Below are 18,150 nucleotides of genomic sequence, written 5' to 3' on the forward strand. Positions count from 1 at the left end.
CTACCGTCGCACCGCGCCCGTCTGGAGCCCGCGCCCCTCGAGCGAGAGCGGCCGGGCCGCCACCGAGCCGCAGCCGAGGTCGGCACGCGTCTGCGCGTCGTTGCTCGGGAAGCACTGGCCCGAGGGCAGCGCCTCGGGGAGGTAGCGGGCGAGGTCGGGGTCGTAGAGCGCGTCGGTGAGGAACATCAGCAGGTCGTCCATCTCGTCCGGCGTCAGGCCGAGGGGGACGAACCGCGGCGCCAGCCGGTCTCTCGGCACCCGCGCGCTCTGCGGGACCGCCGCGTTCTTGTACGCGAGCACCTCGCGGACGGACACGAACGACGACCCATGCCCGAAGAAGCTGCGGTCGGCCAAGTTGTAGAGCGGCTGTGTCTTGAACTGGTACGCGTCTGCGTCGATGCCGGTGAACGAGGCCCGTCCGAGGTGGACGGGGTCGGTGGGGTTGAAGTCGCTGAAGACGCCGGGGCCGGTCAGCTCGCCCATGCCCAAGGCGTGGAAGGAGGTCGAGGCCAAGCCGGGACCGTTGTGACACGCCACGCAGCCCGCGTCTCCGAAGAACACGGCTGCGCCGCGTTTCTGGGCTTGCGTCATGGCGGCGCGGTCGCCGCGGAGCCATCGCTGGAAGGGGGCCCGGTCGGTGACGAGCGTCCGGACGTAGGCGGCGATGGCGAGGCCGGCCGTCTCCGTCGTGGCGCGGGCGCCAGCGGGACGGTCGGGGAAGGCGGCATCGAACAAGGCCTGGTAGGCGGGGTAGGCCGCGTAGAGGGTCGCCGGCCCGTCGCCCATGCGGTGGACGGTCAGCCCGGCGATCGCTTGCGTTTCGAGCCCCTGGTAGCCGAGCCGGTTGACGGCGATCGGGGTGCCCTCCTCCCACCGAGCCTCGGTGCCCGCATTCGTGCCGGTCGCCCCGAACTGCCCGTTCCACAAGACCACGTCCTGGTATGCGCGGTTGAGCACGCTCGGCGCGCGGATCGGCTGGGTGTCGAGTTCGTCCTCGGCGTAGTCGGCGTGGCGGACGCGGCGCTCACCAAAGCGCCCGAACCCGACGCCCCCCTCGCCCAAGCCCTGCGGGATCCCTGCCTGGAACGCCGACCCGGCTACGTGGCACGACGAGCACGCGTACGTCCCGAGCCCCTCGGGCCGAACCGGGTTGACGGCCAGCGCTGTCTCGTGGAACAGCAACTGCCCGAGCGCCACCTTCTCGGGCGTGAGCGGGTTGCGTGGGTCCTGGGGGAGCGCCGCGAGGTCGGCCGCAGCCGGCAGCACGAACGAGTCGGCGCCGCCCGCCGTGGCGAGCGCATCGGTGAGGGCTGCGTCGAGGTCGCCCTCGCCGGACCCCGCATCGCACGCCCCCAACGTGAGGGCAGTGGCTAGCAAGAAGACGAAACGGTGGGGCATGGAGCGGCAAGTCAGGGGCTCTCCAGTATATCCGCCACCGCCCGAACGGCAAGGACATGGGGCTGCGTCCTGCGGCTCGGCCTCACGAACTCCGTCCTCCCCAGGCGATCGCGACCTTGGAATCAGGCCCGCCGGACGAGAGCCGCCGCGCCGCCGTCGGTTGGGACAGGCGGTCGGAGTCGAGGGGCCGGCTCGAGACACGGCGCCAGCTTGGCCGTGGGGTCGGAACGGGGACTAGCGCGAGATCGCGAACGTGCTTACCCGCAGGCCCGCGACGCCGTCACCGCTCCTCTCCAACGACGTGGACGAGCGACGAGCGGACCTCGACGCCCGACCAGACGCGGACGACGTACGCGCCCGCTGCCAATCCGGCCGTCGGGACGAGGACGCGCCCGCCGGTACCCGCCGTCGCGGTCCGAACGCGGCGGCCCTGGAGGTCCCAGACGGTCACGTCGGCGCCCGGCGCGGCCTCGACGATCAAGGGATGACCGGAGCGGAGGGGGCTGGGATAGACGTGCACGGTGCGCACCGGCGACCGCTCGGTTCCGACGGGCGCCTGTCCCTCGAACAACGTGACGGCCAGGTCAAACGCCTGGGGGCCGATGACCGCCCCGATCCGGCGGCCCGGAATGTCGTCGGCGGGTGGGTGGATGCCGCCCCAGATCCGCGACAGCGCGGACTGGTCGGCCGCGTCGCGGTAGGTCGCCCACTGGAGGTGGACGGTCTCACTCGGGCCGTCCTCGAACACCAAGAACTCGCCGGCTGGCGCCTCGAACTCACCGAGGCCGCCCGGGAAGTACGGGCTGCCCGTGAGCCGTTCCAGGACTTCCGCCGCCGCTCGTGAGAAGGTCGAGTGACCCGAGACGTAGCCCGCGAACGGGGGCGTCACGAACGTCGGCCGCTGGTACGGCCACCACGACTTGAGCCGGACCCACCCGACGCCCGCGACGTCCTCCTCGGGGTCGACGACGGCGTCCGGGCCCAGCCACGTCCACACCTTGATCTCCCCAGTCCGCTGGCCGAAGGCGCCAGCCAGCGGGTCGCCCTCCTCGATCCGCTCGACGACGCCGGGGACGAGCGCGATCCCGCCCGGGTGATAGCTCGGCGCCGAGGGGTCGGAGCTCTGGCCACGCTCGGCCATCGCGCGGAGCGCCGAGACCGGCCGGATGTAATCGTAGCGTCCCTTGAGGCCCCAGGCCACCACCGCCGCGTCATGCATCGCGCCGCCGAGCGCGAGGTAGCTCTTGACGTCCCATTCGAGGTCGGACAGTTCGGGCCCGTCCCCCCCGAGACGCTTGACGAGTTGGTCGTCGTCGCTGACCGTGTTGAGGATCGTGAACCAGTGGCCCGGCGGCGTTTCCGAGTCCGGGCCGTCGGCCCAGAACTCGGCGAGGACGCGCGTAAAGTCGCCGCGGCGGACGGGGTTGGAGACGTAGGGCTGCCCGGTCACCGGGTTGGTCGCCCGGCCGGCCCCGAGCGCCGCCCGGCCTTCCGGGTCGTAGTACGCCGGGTACTCGTCGATGCCCTCGGGCAGGTCCCCGTCGGTCAGTCCGCCGGTGGCGCCGGGCGAGACGTCCCACGTCACGCCGTCCGACGGGTCGAGGTGGCCACTCCAGCGCGCCACCACGCCGAAGCCCCAGAGGTAGGCGTCGGTCGTCCCCCCCCAGGCGAGCGTGTCGAGGAGCGGGGGCGGGCCGGGGTCGTGGTAGACCGAGAAGTCGGCGCCGTCCCGGTCGAAAGGCGTCCGGTCGCTGGAGCGGAGGGCGAACGGCGTGACCCGCGCCCACTCCGGCCCCACGAACGACGGGGTCCCGCCCGGCACGACGTTGCCCGACTGGTCGACGAACAGGTCGAACTGGATGGGCTGCCAGCGGTTGGGGTCGACGAGGTCGGGGTTGCCAGGGAGTGAGATCAGGAGGGGGGGGTTGACCGGCGCGTAGTCCTGGTAGTCGTAGCCGGTCGCCTCGCCGGCACCGTCGTCCTGCCCGAAGGCGACGAGGCACGCCGCGACGGCGTTGCCCAGCCCGGCCGGGCTGGTGGGGTCGGTGGTCGTGACGGAGGCGTCGTAGCCGAGCGCTGCCAGGAGGCTGTCGGCGAGCGGGAGCGTCTCGTCGGCGCCCGGCGAGTCGTGGAAGCGGTGGACGAGGAGTCGGTACGCGGCGTAGCTGAGGGCCTCTGCCCGCGCGGCCTCCCGGTCGGCGGGGGTGCCGACGGACCCGATCGCACACGCCGCCGGTCCCCGGGTCTGGTTCAGGAGGTACGTCGAGGCGACCTCGTCGTAGGCCGCCCACACGTCGTACATGGCCACCGAGACGTGGAACAGGTTGCGGGCGTGGACGGTCGGCCGGGCGTAGTCCGAGCGGATGCCCTCCAGCAACGCTTCGTTCCACTGGCGGGCGGCGGATGGCTGGGCCCCGGCGGGCGCGGCCAGCACAACGGCCAGCACGACGAGGAGAACCTGCTGGCCGAGGGAGCTCGGACGTCCAAAACGGTGAGAGACAAAACGCATCAGCCAGCGGGGATCAAGTCGAACGGAGCGAGAGGCGAGCGCGTGGGGCACGTCGTGCCCGGTGCGGGCGCCCGTCCCTCAGGGGATTAGATACGGAAGGTTTCGACACGCCTTGGCGCCGCCCTGCGAGGCCGTCGCAACGGCCTCCCCCCTCCCACCTCTGAGCGAACGGGGACCCGAGGTGGCCACCCTCGACGACCTTCGACTGGAGGAACGCTCGGGACGCGACGGGGCGCGGCCGGGCGTGTCAGAGACCGACGCTCATCGGAGGCGTGTGAACGTGCCCTGAACCGCTCGGTCCCCGTCCCGGATCACGTAGGCGTATACGCCCGCCGCGGCTGGGTGGCCGTCGCCGGCGCGGCCGTCCCACCGGAACTGGCCCGCCCCGTCCCGCCCCGCGTGCTGCCGGGCGACCTCGCGGCCGAGCACGTCGTAAACGACAAACGTCGCCGGCCCCACCGCCTCGTAAGCCACTTCGAACGCCCCGCGGGTCGGGTTCGGGCCGGCCGACCGGATCGCGAGGCCCCCCGCCTGGGGTGAGGGCTCGTCGGCGACCGCGGCGCTCTCCGCCACCTCCATCGACCGGTCCACCGCGACGTCGCGGACGACGTCGCGGTGGCCGCCCGGCCACACCACCACGACCGAGTCGAGCCGGGCGACGGCGCCGAGCCCGAAGTGCGCGGCTCCCTCGTGCTGCGAGAGGTAGCTCTCGCCGGCCCGGACCTCGCGGATCCACCGGCGCCCCCCGCCGTGCGCTTCGACGCGCGCCCCGATTCCGTCCCGGTTCGACCGCGTCCCGACAGGCCGGACCCGGAGCCAGTGGCCGTCGGCAAGGTCGTTCCGATAGATGACGGTGCGCGGGGTCCGGTTGGGGTCGGGGTCCGAGACCGAGGCGACCACCGCGACGACCACGTCGAGGTCCCCGTCGCCGTCGAGGTCGCCGATGGCGAGCCCGCGCGCCCAGCTCCGGTCGTCGAAGCCGACCGCGGCCGAGACGTCCTCGAACGTCCCGTCGCCCCGGTTGCGGTAGAACCGGTCGGGCGACTCCCGGGAGTTCTCGATAAACCGGGCCGCCGGGACGTACCCGTTCGCCATCACCACGTCGAGGTGCCCGTCCTGGTCGAAGTCGGCGAGGGCGGTCCCCCAGCTGGCCGACTGCAACGGCCCGCCGTCGACGAACTCGTTTTCGAGGCCGAGCGCGGGCGCCGCGTTCGAGAACGCGCCTGAGGGCCCGTGCTCTAGCAACATGTTGCGGCCGATGTTGGTGACGTAGTAGTCGAGGTCGCCGTCGCCGTCGTAGTCGCCGGGCGCCAAGCCCATCGCGTAGATGGCGAGGTCCATCCCCGTCTCCGGCCCGACATCGACGAACGCGACCCCTCCGGCACCGCCGATCCGGGGGTTCTCGTAGAGGCTATTCGGCTCGATCCAGGCGCCGAAGTCGTTGAGCACGAACAGGTCTGGGTCCGTGTCGCCGTCGTAGTCCGAGAACGCCGCGACGAGCCCGCAGCCGGCGTTGGCAATGCCGAACTCGGTAGTGCGGTCCGTGAACCGCCCCGTCCCATCGTTGAGGTACAGGACGTCAGCGAGGCACTCGTGGGCAAACCCCGTCACGTTCCCGTCCGCGTCGTAATGGAAGGCTGGGACCCGGATGTACCGCGTGACGAACAGGTCGACGTCGCCGTCGAGGTCGACGTCGCCGAAGGCAGCCGACGACGAGTACCCGTCGAGCGCGGCGACCCCGGCCATGTCCGAAATGTCGACGAACGTCCCGCCGTCGTTGCGCAAGAGCCGGTTGCCCCGACTGGGGCCCGTGGTCAAGAAGACGTCGCGGTCGCCGTCACCGTCTACGTCGGCCGTGACGACCCCGACGGACTGGACGGTCTCGGTCACGTCGAGCCCGGCGTCCGACCACGCAAAGTGCCCCGTCCCGTCATTGACGAAGAGGGCGTCGCGGTCTTTCCCGCCGGTCAGGTAGATGTCGAGGTGGCCGTCCCCGTTGGCGTCGAAGAGGGCCACGCCGCCGCCCGACAGCCGGGGGTCGTTGTGGACGTGGTAGACGCCGACCTCTTCGGCGACCTCTACGAACCCGCCCTGTGCCAGACACGGTGCAGCGAGCGCGAGCAGCCCGGCAAGGAGCACTCCTCGCGGAGAGGTACCCTGGGAGCGAGTGGACAAAGCGGGTCGCGTCACGAGTCGGAGGGAGATTGGCGAGAAAGGAGCACACGGCCCGAGGACGACTCAGCAGATCCCGAATGAGGCGACCTTGCGCGCCGATCGCCTCCGGCGATGGCCAATCTACTCCTGGAGCATCCGCGCCTGACCGGGGGCCCTCTGAACCAGATGCGATGTCGCGGCTCTAGGGCGGTGAGCCCGCAGTCCGCGTGGCCGCGACGGTGCGCTCGGCCGCGGGGAGCGCCCGCCTGTACGCGGGCGACGCCGCGGCTTGGATCCGTCGACTGTCGAGAGCGTCTCCTGCGGCCTCACGACCGCTGTCACATGACCCCTTCCCACCGCGCCCGACCGATCGGCATCCTCGGAGGCGTCGGGCCTCGGGCAGGCCTGGATCTCTTCCAAAAGGTCTTGACGTCGACGCGAGCGGGGAACGATCAAGACCACCTTCCGGTGACGCTGGCCTCCTTTCCCCACCGGATCCCCGACCGGACGGCGTTCCTGCTGGGGCACGCCGTTGACAACCCGGGCGAGGCGCTCGCCGAGATCGCCCTCGGCTTGGTGGACGCGGGCGCTGAAGTCGTCGGCATTCCCTGCAACACGGCCCACGCGCCGGAGATCTTCGACGTGGTTCGGGAGCGGGTCGAGGGGCGGTGCACCCTCGTCCACATGATCGACGAAGTCGGCCGTGAGCTCGCCCGGCGCGTTCCGGACGCCCGCCGCATCGGGGTGCTGTCCACGACGGGGACCCTTATGGCCAACGTCTACCCGGACCGCCTCAGGCCACAGGGCCTCGACGTGCTCCAGCTTCCCCTGGCCCTTCAGGCGACGACCGTGCAGCCGGCCATCTACGACGAGGCGACCGGCATCAAGAGCGTGGCCGACCCGGTCCATGCACAGGCCGTCCGCCGTCTTCATCTCGGCCTCGACGCGCTCCTCAGCCAGGGTGCCGAGGTGGTCGTGCTGGCCTGTACGGAGATCCCGCTCGCCCTCCGGATGCCGGAGGTTCGAGGCATCCCGCTCCTCGACGCCACGGCCGTCCTCGCCCGTGCGCTCGTCCGGGAGAGCTGCCCCGACCGGCTCGTGGACCTGGATTAGACTGGGCCTCGCTCCTCCCTCTCCCCATGCATCGCGTTCTCCTGTGGACGACGGCCCTGCTGCTTGCCGCCCCCGCGCTCCATGCTCAGGGACCGGAGCGGCCACGCGCCCGCGACATCGGTCTCGTCGTCGGCATCCTTCCGCCCGGGCCGTTGAACGCCATCACCGATGTCGCGGGCGTGGAGGTGGGCCACGCCACCGTGATCGAGGGCGACTCGGTGCGGACGGGCGTGACGGCGATCCGGCCCCACGGCGGCAACGTGTACCGGGAGCGCGTGCCGGCGGCGATCGTCGTCGGCAACGGGTACGGGAAGCTGTTGGGGGTGACCCAGGTCCGCGAGCTGGGGGAGCTCGAGACGCCGATCCTGCTGACGTGCACGCTCTGCGTCTGGAACGCGGCGGACGCCTTGGTGGACCTGCTGCTGGCGGAGCCGGGCATGGAGGAGGTCCGGTCGATCAACCCCGTCGTCGGCGAGACGAACGACGGGTTCCTCAACGACATCCGGCGCCGGCCGGTCGGCGCGGCGCACGTCGCCGAGGCGCTGGTCCGAGCGTCGGGCGGGCCGATCGCGGAGGGCTCCGTCGGCGCGGGCACCGGCACGGTGGCGTTCGGCTGGAAGGGCGGCATCGGGACGAGCTCGCGGGCCGTGCCCGCGGCGCTCGGCGGCCACACGGTCGGCGTGCTCGTCCAGTCCAACTTCGGCGGCGTACTCACGATGAACGGGGCGCCCGTCGGGCGCGAACTGGGGCAGTTCGCGTTCCAGCGAGCCCTGGGCGAGAGCGCCGACGGCAGCATCATGATCGTGGTCGCCACCGACGCCCCGCTCGACGCCCGGCTCCTGGAGCGGCTGGCGACCCGGGCGCTCGGGGGCCTCGCCCGGACCGGAGCCAGCCTGACGAACGGGTCGGGCGACTACGTGATCGCGTTCTCGACGGCGCGGGGCGACGGCCCCCTCGTCGGCAACGGGGCCATGTCGCCGCTCTTCCAGGCCGTCGCCGAGGCCACCGAGGAGGCGATCTACAATTCGATGCTGCGGGCCACGACGGTCGCCGGGCACTGCGGCACGGTCGAGGCGCTCCCGGTCGACCGCGTGCTCGAGATCCTGGACCGGTATGGCGTCCGGGACTGGGACCGGACGTTGCCGCCCGGCTCGTCCCGCTAACCCCGGGCCACGACGCGTTCTACGGCGAGCGGCGAGCGAGGCGGCCTACCCGATCAGCTCGTCGAAGATGTCGGACTGCTTGAGCGGCGGCGCGATGTCGAAGTGGTCGTAGGCGCGGCGCGTGGCGACCCGGCCGCGCGGCGTCCGCGCCATGAACCCCTCCTGAATGAGGTACGGCTCGTAGACCTCCTCGACCGTCCCGGCGTCCTCCCCGACGGCCACGGCAATCGTCGAGATGCCGACCGGGCCGCCGTCGAACTTCTCCATGAGCGCGGTCAGGATCCGGGCGTCCATCTCGTCGAGGCCGGCCTCGTCCACGTCAAGCGCGTTGAGGGCGTGGTCGGCGACCGCTCGCGAGACCTTGCCGTCGCCCGGGCCCGCTTCGGTCTCCACCTCGGCAAAGTCGCGCGTGCGGCGGAGCAGCTTGTTGGCGATGCGCGGCGTGCCCCGGGAGCGACGGGCGATCTCGTAGGCGCCGTCGTCGTCGATGTCGACGTTCATCAAGTTCGCGCTGCGGTGCACGATCCGGTGGAGCGTATCGACGTCGTAGTAGTCGTACCGGAAGTCGACGCCGAAGCGGGCGCGGAGCGGGGCCGTGAGCAAGCCCTTGCGCGTCGTCGCGCCGATGAGCGTGAACGGGGGGAGCGCGATGCGGACGGACCGGGCGCTCGGGCCCGAGTCGATCAGGATGTCGATGGCGTAGTCCTCCATCGCGGAGTAGAGGTACTCCTCGACGACGGGCGACAGCCGGTGGATCTCGTCGATGAACAGGACGTCGCCCTCGTTGAGGTTCGTCAGCAGCCCGGCGATGTTGGCCGGCTTGTCGAGCGCGGGGCCGGACGTGCTCTTGACCTCGGAGCCCATCTCCTCGGCGATGATGTACGCCAGCGTCGTCTTGCCGAGGCCGGGCGGGCCGGACAGGATGACGTGGTCCAGCGCTTCGCCGCGCTGCAAGGCGGCCGTGACGAAGACCCGGAGGTTGTCCTTGATCTTGGGCTGGCCGATAAAGTCGTCGAGCGCACGCGGGCGCAAGGCCTTTTCGAGGTCGGCGTCGGGCGTCGTGGTCGGCGCGCTGGCGTCGCGGGGAGCGGAGTCCATCGGAATGCAGGTGTTTGCCGGAAGGTAGGGGCCGGGTGTGACAGGACGCGTCACCCGTCCGGCCTCCGCACTATCGTATCCGACCTCGGCGTCGAGGCGGGGAGGACTCGCATACGGATGGTCTCATGCCAGCCAGCGGGGCGGGGCGACAGCACACGGTGAACCAAAGCCGCCGTCGGCGCCACGTCTCATGAGTCGCGAGATCGAGGAGCGGGGCGCACGGGCGGACTCCGCACCCGCTGCCGCAAGGCGCACCGCCAGCGACAGGTCGATCGTCGACGACGGACCAGCTCTCATTTCGCTTGCTCTCTAGTGTGCGACACAGCCCGGCGGGCGGCCTTCTCCCTCTCCTTCGGACCGGCGGGCGGCCCAGACGAGGGGGCAGCCTACCGCTACTGCCTGGCCCACACCCCACGGCCGACGACTCCGTCCTCTCCGCTCCTCATGCTGGCGGCCTGGTTTGCCGCGATGGTGGAGGGTCGGTCTCGGAGGCCGGTGGGCTCGACATGGCCGGGTACGTCATGCTCATGCCACGTGGCGCCCGCTGCGTCAGGGGAGCGGGCGTCTCATTGCGTTAGGTCTGCGCAGGCGCAGAGGTGGAGCGCCAGAATGTCAAGGCGTTCGCCCCCTTGGCCCGTAGGGCTGAGCCGGCCGGGCACGACCTAACCGAATGGCAAAATTGACACCCACTGGGTGCCATGGCGCTACAACAGGGTCTCCACACCGGCCCTGCCCCCGCGTGCGGATGGCCCTACCCAAGCCCCCACCAAATCGTCACATGCCAAGGCACTCGCCCTTGCACGTCTAAAAATCCTCCGGCTTACATTTTGACGTGCCGGGCCTGCGCAGGACCTCCCTCCGCCGGCCCTCCTCTCTGTTGCTGCCCTCTCACGGCTACCCCTATGACCTTGTTACTTCGGACGCGCGCCCTCCCCATGGGCCTGCTTCTCCTCGCCACCCTCTTCGCCGCCGCCGCCAGCGCCCAGGTGGTCCCCACCGTCGTCAACACGACGGCGGACAACTCGGTGGCCGGCGACGGGTTCTGCACATTGCGCGAGGCCATCGACGAGGCCAACCTAGCCGGCAACGGCGACTGTGATAACGGGGAGAGTGGGCGGTACATCTCGTTCGACATCCCCACGTCCGACCCCGGCTACGACAACGACGCGACCACCGGGGCTGTCAACCAGAACATGGGGAGCAGCCCGCTCCGGCAGCAAGGCCCCGGCGCGGCGCCGGGCGTCTGGACGATCCGGACCTCCGGGCTCCCGGCCCTCCGTCAGAACGGCATCGAGATCGACGGCTTTAGCCAGCCGGGGACCAGCCGCAACTCCTCGTTCGACATCGCAGACGGCTCGTCGTCGGTCCTCCGCATCGAGATCACGTCCGCCAGCGGGCCGATGCGCCGCGACCTCCTCGGCCCGTTGCTCACTGTCTCCAGCAACGGCAACACCATCGGCGGGCTCGTGATCAACGGGTCGGGGTCGGCCGGCATCTTCCTGGGCGGCTCCGTGTCCAGGTCGACGAGGCTCGCCGAGGGCCGGCTCGGATTCAGTGTCCAGGACAACTCTATCACCACTGTCCAGGACAACTTTATCGGGGACAACTTTATCGGGGTCCGCCCGGACGGCGTCACGGCCCAGGGCTCGTTCGGCGCGGGGATTCAGCTCTCCGGGTTCTCGGTAATCGTCCAGAACAACGAGATCGGGAGCTTCTTCTTTGGACCGCGCAGGCGAGGCTTCAACGCCCCGGTCAACGTGATCGGGAACGCGACCGTTGGCATCCTCTCGGAGGGGAGCAACGCGTTCGCGAACACGGTGGCGAGCAACTTGATCGGCCTCGGCGCCGACGCCGAGACCACCATCTCGAACGGGACGGGTGTCCGCGTCACAGACGGGTCTGAACTAGCGATCATCGCGGGCTCCATCGACGACAACATTGGGCTCGGGATCGACAACGGCGACGCCAAGAGTGGGGGCAACATCGGCGCCGCCACCATCACGCTCTCGAACCCCACGGCGACCTCCGTCGACTACGCCATCCAGGGCGAGCCCAACACCACCTACGGCCTCTCGTTCTACTTCAACGAGCCGGACGGGGACGTTACTGAGGGTCAGATCCCGATCGGCGACCCCGCTGACGGGACGGATGGGAAGGGCGACGGCGGCGGGACCTTTGTCTTCGACGGGCTGCTGCCGGAGGGCGGCTTCGTAACCGCTACGGCCACCAAGCTTGGGGGCTTGCCGCCAGAAGTGACCGTGGCGCCGGGGGAGAAGCGCGCGGCCGCGCGCGGCTGGCTCGCGACGGTGGCCGACGCCCGCTCGAAGCAGGGCGGCCCGGTCAATGGCCCGACCTCCGAGTTCTCGAACGCCGTCGAGATCCCGGAATTCGTGGCGCCCGAGGGCGACAACGGCCAGCCCAGCGACGCCGGCAACATCGTCGACAGTCCGGCCCAGACCCTGCCCTCAGACAGCTTCTACGAAGGCAAGGGTGAACAGGCCGCGTACTTCTACGGGTTCATCGGCAACGGCCCCGAGGCCGACCCCGGCGACGACGTCGACTGCTTCACGTTCAACGTCCTCGACGCCGACGACTTCTCTGCCTTCGCGTACGGGGGCGACGACGACCCCCAAATCCGGGACCCGCAGTTCCACCTCTACGACGCGAACGGCATCCTCGCCCTCTACAACGACGACGACTTCTCCAATCCCTTCGGCCGCACGGCCGCCCGCGGAGGCGGAGGCACCCTGTACCCCACGTTCAGGCGTGGCGAGTTAGCCGACGCCGGGTACGGGCCGGGCACCTACACGCTGTGCATCTCGGACCTGAACCAGGTGCACCTCGACTCGGACAACGGAGATATCTACAGCACTGGAGACGGCCCGCTCGACGACTACGACGACGAGGGCGACGAGGTCGGGAGCTACGAGGTCGACCTCTTCAGCGTCGGGCCGGCCTCCAACGGGACCGTCTCGTTCGCGACCATCCAGCAGGCTGTAAACGAGGGCGACGGCTCTGTCGACCTCGTGGTGACCGTCGACAGCGAGTCCGCCGTGGCCACCGACGTCACCGTCACGCTGGTCTCGGGCGACCCGGCCGACCTCGGCGGGTTCACCTCCGAGACCGTGACCGTCGCTCCCAACGGGGGCACCTTCACCGTCACCGTCCCGATCACCGACGACGCGTTCGTCGAGGACAACGAGACGTTTTCGTTCGCGCTTTCGACGGACGGCGGCGGCGCCGACGGCGGCGGGCTCACGGTCGGGGGCCCGGCCCAGATGGCCGTGGTCGTGGTCGACAACGACGGCCCGCCGGTGACCGTGACTGTCACGCCGCGCGACGCCGACGGCGACGGGGAGGAGGACGGCGGCCCGCGCCTGTTCTCGCTGCCCATCAATGGCGTCACGGCCAGCCAGATCGCTGAGGCCGCCGGTGGCGGCTCGGTGTTCCGGTCCGAGCCCGGCATCGGCCCTGGCGGCACGCCCGGCTTCGTGGAGGCCGAGGACGACTACGTGTTCGAGGCTGGCGAGCCGATCCTGGCCGACGTCGCCCCGGGCGCCGAGCTCACGTTCTCCGGCTCCGCTCCGGACGACGTGGTGACGTACCCCGTCGCCTCGCTCGACCTCGACGGCGGGACCACGGGCGGGGACGACGAGGCCGACCGCGTGCTGTTCGCGGTCGGCAACCCGACCGGCGAGCGGCTCTCGCTCGGCGACATCGAGGTCACCGGTGGGACGCTCGCCGACGTGGCCCTGGTCTTCGACGCGGTCTCCGGCGCCTTCCGGCCGGTCCAGATCGGTGACGGGCAGGACCTCGCGCTCGGCGCCTTCGAGGTCGTCGTGCTCCAGGTGATCCCGGACGACGGCGCCTGCACCACGGACGGCGTCGACGACGACTGCGACGGCGTGGCCGTCTCGGTCGCGACCAGCGGGTCCACCGGCACGGGCGACCTCGTCGGCGACGAGGTGTTCACGCCGTCCGACGGCGAGACGGCGGTCGTCCTCGCGCTCCGGCCCCCGGCGGGCGACGGCGCCACGGCCCAGTTGATCGTTGACGCCCCGTCCCCGGGCGACACGTTCGCCCTCCGGCTCCTGGCCGATGCCTCGGCGGGGCTCGACCCCTCCGACGCCGTCGACCTCGAGAGCCCCGGCGGCGCCATGCTCGCCTCGCCCGGCCCAGCCGGAGCGGGGGCCCGGTTCGCGGCCGAGTCGCGCGGCGCGCTCGCGGTCGGGGAGTCGGTGACGGTCCCGCTCGTCGTCGCCGTGCCCCAGGCCGGGACGTACGAGTTCGCCCTGGCCCACGTGCCCGGCTCGGTCGACGGCCGCCCGGTCGTCGTCGAGGTGTTCGACGGGACCACCGCGACGGTCGTCACGGACGGGGCGCCGTTCGTGTTCGAGGCCGGCGAGGACATGGTCGGGCCCGACGGCGTGGAGGGCCGGTTCTCGGTCCGCGTCTCGGTGATCTCGAACGTGGCCACCGAGGGGGACCCGGCGCTGGCGGCGCTGGCGGTGTACCCGAACCCGACGGCGGGCCGGGCCACGGTCGCGCTCTCGGGCATGGCCGGGACGGTCCGGGTGGCCGTGTACGACGCGCTGGGCCGGGAGGTCGCCCGCCTGCACGAGGGCGTGGTCGCGGCCGGGGCCGAGTGGCCGGTCGACCGCCTGGCGCCGGGCGTGTACGTGGTCCGCGCCGAGGGCCCGGACGGCGTGCGGGTCCGGTCGCTCACGGTCGTTCGGTAGCGGCCCCTCGATCGATGGATAGGCGCCCCGTCGGCCTTGTGTCGGCGGGGCGCCGTTGTGTCCACCTGCCTCAGTGACGAGGTGGGTGGCCGGTGGGACCGGCCGACTTGCCGAGGGTGTCACACGGATTGCGCGGCAGCACGATGCCGACACGGCGGTGCCCTCGGCGTCGTGCCGACAGGGCGCCGCGATGTCGGTGTCCGCCGCCCGTAGGGAGCGGGTCGACCGGTCATGCAGAGCGAGGATTTTTTGCCCCTCCCCTAGAGGCCCAACCGGAGGATTCCCTAACTGATCCACCCTTTCGCACCGCTCGGTTCACGCCGTCGTGGGGTGGATATGCTCTCGGACTGGCCTCAGAGCGGGCGTATCTAGTGCGCTCACAACGGGCAGAGGACACGTGCATCGTCGACGGATCGCCGGGGTCGCGGCTTTGCTGGCCGTGGGGGCCTTGGCTCAGCCGGTGCCTCCTGAGGCCAACCTAGCTGCCCGCGCGGAGCGGCTGACGGAGCTCGCGCTGGACGCCCCCTCACCCGACCGCGGGCGCGCCCTCGCCGAAGAGGCCTTGGCGCTCGCCCGCCAGGCTGGGTCGGCCGCAGGCGTCGGCCAGAGCTTGTACGCCGCCGCCTACGCTCGCTACCACCAAGGCGAGGCGGGTACGGACCGGCTCTTCGCTCAGGCCGCCGCGGCCGCCCGCCGCGCGGGCGACCGGCGCACCGAGGGCGTTGCGCTGGCGTGGCAGGGCGTGGCCGCAAGCGACGCCGACCGGGACCAGGGCCTGGCGCTGGGCCGCCGGGCCGTGGCCGTCCACCAAGCGATGGCGGGCGCCGACGGGCGCCGGGCGCTGCTGGTCTCACTCAACCTGCTCGCCAACCAGCACGCCTTCGCGGGGCAGGCGCCCGAGGCCGCCGCGCTACACCGTCGGATCGTACGCGAGGCCCGCGCCCTCGGCGATGCGAAAAGCGTCGGCCTCTCGTCGCTCGCGCTCGGCGACATGGCGCTGACCGCCGGCGACCTCGTCGCCGCGCTTGGCCACTACGAGAATGCCGGGACGGCGGCCGTGGCCGCCGACGCCGAGACCGACTGGGGCACCGATGCCCACGCCGGGCGGGCGCGCGTCGACGCCGCGCTCGGGCGGGTCGACGCGGCGGCGGCCACGCTCCGGCAGCTCGCCGACGCCGAAGCCGGCCGGGGGCACGCCGGCTACGCCTCGGGCTACTACCAGCTGCTCGGCGACGTCTTGCGCGAGGCGGGCCGGACCGATGAGGCCGTCGCCGCCTACCGGGCCGGCCACGACGCGCTCGCGGGCTCGGCCACCGCCCGCTACCGGTTCGAGTTCCGCGTCCTGGAGGCGGCCGCGCGGGCCGACGACGGGTGGAGCGAAGCCGTCCGCCACGCGCTCCGCCCAGCCGCCGACTCTGTCGTGGCGTCCCCGTCCGGGCCAGGAGTCCACGCCCTCGCTCTAACGCTGCTCGCCCGAGAGGCCCGTATCGGAGGGCGCCCCGCTCGAGCCGCCGCGTACGCCGCCCGCGCGATCGCCGTGGCCGAGGGGGCTGCACTGGCCGCGCCCGCCCGCGACGCCTTCGCGGAGCACGCCGCCGCCCTCAGCGCTGGCGGCGACCCGGCCGGCGCGCTCGCGTCCTTCCGGCGGTCGGCGGCCCTCGCCGATAGCCTGCGGAGCACCGAACAGGCCCGCGAGGTCGGGCGCCTGCAGGCCGAGGCCACCTTCGCCGACGAACGCGCCGCCGCCGCGCGACGTCGCCAGCGCCTCCTCTTCGGGCTGTTGGGCGTGCTCGTGGTGGGCGTGCTCGCAGCCGTGGGCGGCGGCCTCTACGTCCGGGCCGTCCGACGCACGAACGCCGAGATCGAGAGCCAGGCCGGCGCCCTCGCCCACGCCAACGCCGACCTCGCCCAGACGAACGCGCTCGTCCGCGAGACCCGCGAGGCCCAGGCCCGCTTTTTCCAGACGGCGGGCCACGAGCTCCGCACCCCGCTCACCCTCACGCTCGGCCCGCTCGACGACCTCGCCCAGGGCCGCCACGGGACGCTCGACACGCCCGTCCGCCGGGCCGTCGACCTCGCCCACGACAATGCGGATCGGCTGCGTCACCTGGTCGACGAGTTGCTCGACGCCGCCCGCCTCGACGCGGGCCAGATGCCGCACCGCCCCCAACTCGTCGACCTCGCGGCCCTCGTCGCCGACGCGGTGCACCGGTTCGGGGCCCACGCCGACCGCGCCGACGTCGCGCTCGAGGTCGAGGCCCCCGAGCGCCTCGCCGCCACGGTCGACGCCGCGACGGTGGACCGGGCGCTCGGCAACCTCGTTGCGAACGCCCTCCGGCACACGCCACGCGGTGGGCGCGTCGCGGTCCAGTTGACGGCGGCCCCCGGCGAAGCGCGTGTGGCCGTCGCCGACACCGGACCGGGCATCGCACCGGACGCCCGGCCCCATCTGTTCGACCGGTTCTACCGGGCCGACGAGCAGGCCGGAGTTGGGTCCGGCCTGGGGCTCGCCCTCGCGCGGGAATGGATGGAGCGGCACGGGGGACGTGTCGAGGTCGCGAGCCTACTCGGGGAGGGCGCCACCTTCACCCTCGTCCTCCCGCTCGCCACGCCTTGCGCCGGTGTCGGTCCAGCTCAGGGCGACGGCGGGGGCGTCCCACCACTACCCGACGACGCCCTGCTGGTCCTGGTCGTCGACGACCACGACGACCTCCGAGGCTACATCGCCGACCACCTCGCCCGCCGCGACGGCAACGGGTTCGCCGAGCCCGCCCGTGTGGTCCAGGCCGCCAACGGCGACGACGCGCTCGCCTTCGCGTTCAAATTCGTCCCAGACCTCGTCGTGAGCGACGTGATGATGCCGGGCCTCGATGGGTTTGCGCTGACGCGGGCCCTCAAGGCCGACCGCCGCACGAGCCACATCCCCGTGCTTCTGCTGACGGCTCGGGCCGACGCGCCGGGCACGGCTGAAGGCTTCCGCTCTGGAGCCGACGGCTACCTCGCCAAGCCATTCGCGCCGGACGTCCTCCGCGCGCAGGCCGCCGCGCTCGTCGCCGAGCGCCGGCGGTTGCTCGGAGTGCCCTCGGCCGGGGGCGACTCCGCTGGGGGCGATTCTCAAGAGCCCGAGCCACCCGGCCTCTCGGCCGCCGACCGCCGCTTTCTCCGAGAGGTCGACGACGGCATCGCCGCAGGGATTGGGGACCCCCAGTTTGGGGCCGAGGCCCTCGCCGAGACGCTCTCTTTGTCGTCCCGCCAGCTCCGGCGCAAGCTCCGCGCCGTGGCTGGCGACGCGCCCGTGGCGCGCCTGCGCCGGGCCCGCGCGGAGGCCGCCGAGCGGCTGCTCGACGACGGCCTCCCGCTCGTCGAGGCCGCCGGAGCTGTGGGCTACGCCGATGCCAAGGGGCTCCGCCGGGCCCTCGCGGCCGTCCGACGCGAGCAGAGCAACGCCGGGGGCTAAGGCTCCAATTGCTCCGCACATACTCTGCGCCGATGTCCGATTTGGCCCGCGCGCGCGTCCGATTTGGCCCGCGCGCGCGCCTGGTCCCGCACGAGCGGCGGCGAGACGTTGGGGCTCCTCTCGCCCCTGCCGCATGGCGCTCCCCTTCCCTGCCCGCGTCCACGCCCTGTGCGAGGCCCACCTCGCCGACCCGACGTTCGGCGCCGAGCGCCTTGCAGCGACGCTCGGGCTGACGGCTCGGCACGTCCGCCGCTTGATGGTTGCAGAAACGGGCGAGGGCCCGCGCGACCTGCTCCGCCGGCTCCGTATGGAGCGGGCCGCCCGGCTGCTAGCCGCCCCCGGTGTGACGGCGCGCGAGGCCGCCCGGGCCGTCGGCTACCGCGACGTCTCGGCCTTCCGCCGGGCTTACCGAGCGGTGGCGGGACGGTCCTCCACCCCTCCGAGCTAACGCCGGAACGGTTCACAAAAACTGCGTCCGCCAGGCCAGGTCCATGTCCGGTTCTGCACGGGCGATACACA

At 72.2% G+C, this 18,150-nt stretch carries 9 protein-coding genes; 5 read left to right on the forward strand and 4 right to left on the reverse strand.

Going from position 1 to position 18,150, the window contains the following annotated elements; translation table 11 throughout:
• From ACLII4_RS01030 to ACLII4_RS01040, 3 genes are all read right to left on the reverse strand, one after another.
• Positions 1-1,398, reverse strand: coding sequence for a cytochrome-c peroxidase (locus ACLII4_RS01030; protein ID WP_412069027.1), 1,398 nt, complete (start codon positions 1,396-1,398; stop codon positions 1-3).
• Between the two features lie 280 nt (positions 1,399-1,678).
• Positions 1,679-3,907: a DUF6851 domain-containing protein gene (locus tag ACLII4_RS01035; RefSeq protein ID WP_412069028.1), complete on the reverse strand. Its 2,229-nt coding sequence runs from the start codon at positions 3,905-3,907 to the stop codon at positions 1,679-1,681.
• A gap of 261 nt (positions 3,908-4,168) precedes the next feature.
• A complete protein-coding gene (locus tag ACLII4_RS01040) occupies positions 4,169-6,046 on the reverse strand; it encodes an FG-GAP-like repeat-containing protein (protein WP_412069029.1) in 1,878 nt (625 codons plus the stop codon).
• A gap of 357 nt (positions 6,047-6,403) precedes the next feature.
• Here ACLII4_RS01040 and ACLII4_RS01045 point away from each other — a divergent pair, with 357 nt between their 5' ends.
• Positions 6,404-7,174 (forward strand): aspartate/glutamate racemase family protein, encoded by a 771-nt coding sequence (locus tag ACLII4_RS01045; RefSeq protein WP_412069030.1) that lies wholly within the window; start codon positions 6,404-6,406, stop codon positions 7,172-7,174.
• Positions 7,175-7,200: 26 nt separating this feature from the next.
• Complete coding sequence (locus ACLII4_RS01050; protein WP_412069031.1) at positions 7,201-8,337, forward strand: P1 family peptidase; 1,137 nt, start codon at positions 7,201-7,203, stop codon at positions 8,335-8,337.
• Between the two features lie 45 nt (positions 8,338-8,382).
• On the opposite strand, the gene ruvB is transcribed toward ACLII4_RS01050, so the two are convergent.
• Positions 8,383-9,435 carry a Holliday junction branch migration DNA helicase RuvB gene (gene ruvB / locus ACLII4_RS01055; RefSeq protein WP_412069032.1) on the reverse strand — a complete coding sequence of 351 codons (1,053 nt, stop codon included), beginning with the start codon at positions 9,433-9,435 and terminating at the stop codon, positions 8,383-8,385.
• A 935-nt stretch (positions 9,436-10,370) separates the two neighbouring features.
• Between ruvB and ACLII4_RS01060 the strand changes: the two genes are divergently transcribed.
• From ACLII4_RS01060 to ACLII4_RS01070, 3 genes are all read left to right on the forward strand, one after another.
• Positions 10,371-14,174, forward strand: a complete 3,804-nt coding sequence (locus ACLII4_RS01060) for a T9SS type A sorting domain-containing protein (protein WP_412069034.1) — start codon at positions 10,371-10,373, stop codon at positions 14,172-14,174.
• Positions 14,175-14,634: 460 nt separating this feature from the next.
• The gene (locus ACLII4_RS01065) at positions 14,635-17,631 is read left to right on the forward strand and encodes an ATP-binding protein (RefSeq protein WP_412069035.1); all 2,997 of its coding nucleotides are present in this window, start codon (positions 14,635-14,637) and stop codon (positions 17,629-17,631) included.
• A gap of 133 nt (positions 17,632-17,764) precedes the next feature.
• Complete coding sequence (locus tag ACLII4_RS01070; protein ID WP_412069036.1) at positions 17,765-18,079, forward strand: helix-turn-helix transcriptional regulator; 315 nt, start codon at positions 17,765-17,767, stop codon at positions 18,077-18,079.
• The last annotated feature ends 71 nt before the right edge of the window (positions 18,080-18,150 follow it).

Origin of the sequence: Rubrivirga aquatilis (assembly GCF_046845665.1) — a bacterium.
Taxonomy (GTDB): Bacteria; Bacteroidota; Rhodothermia; order Rhodothermales; family Rubricoccaceae; genus Rubrivirga.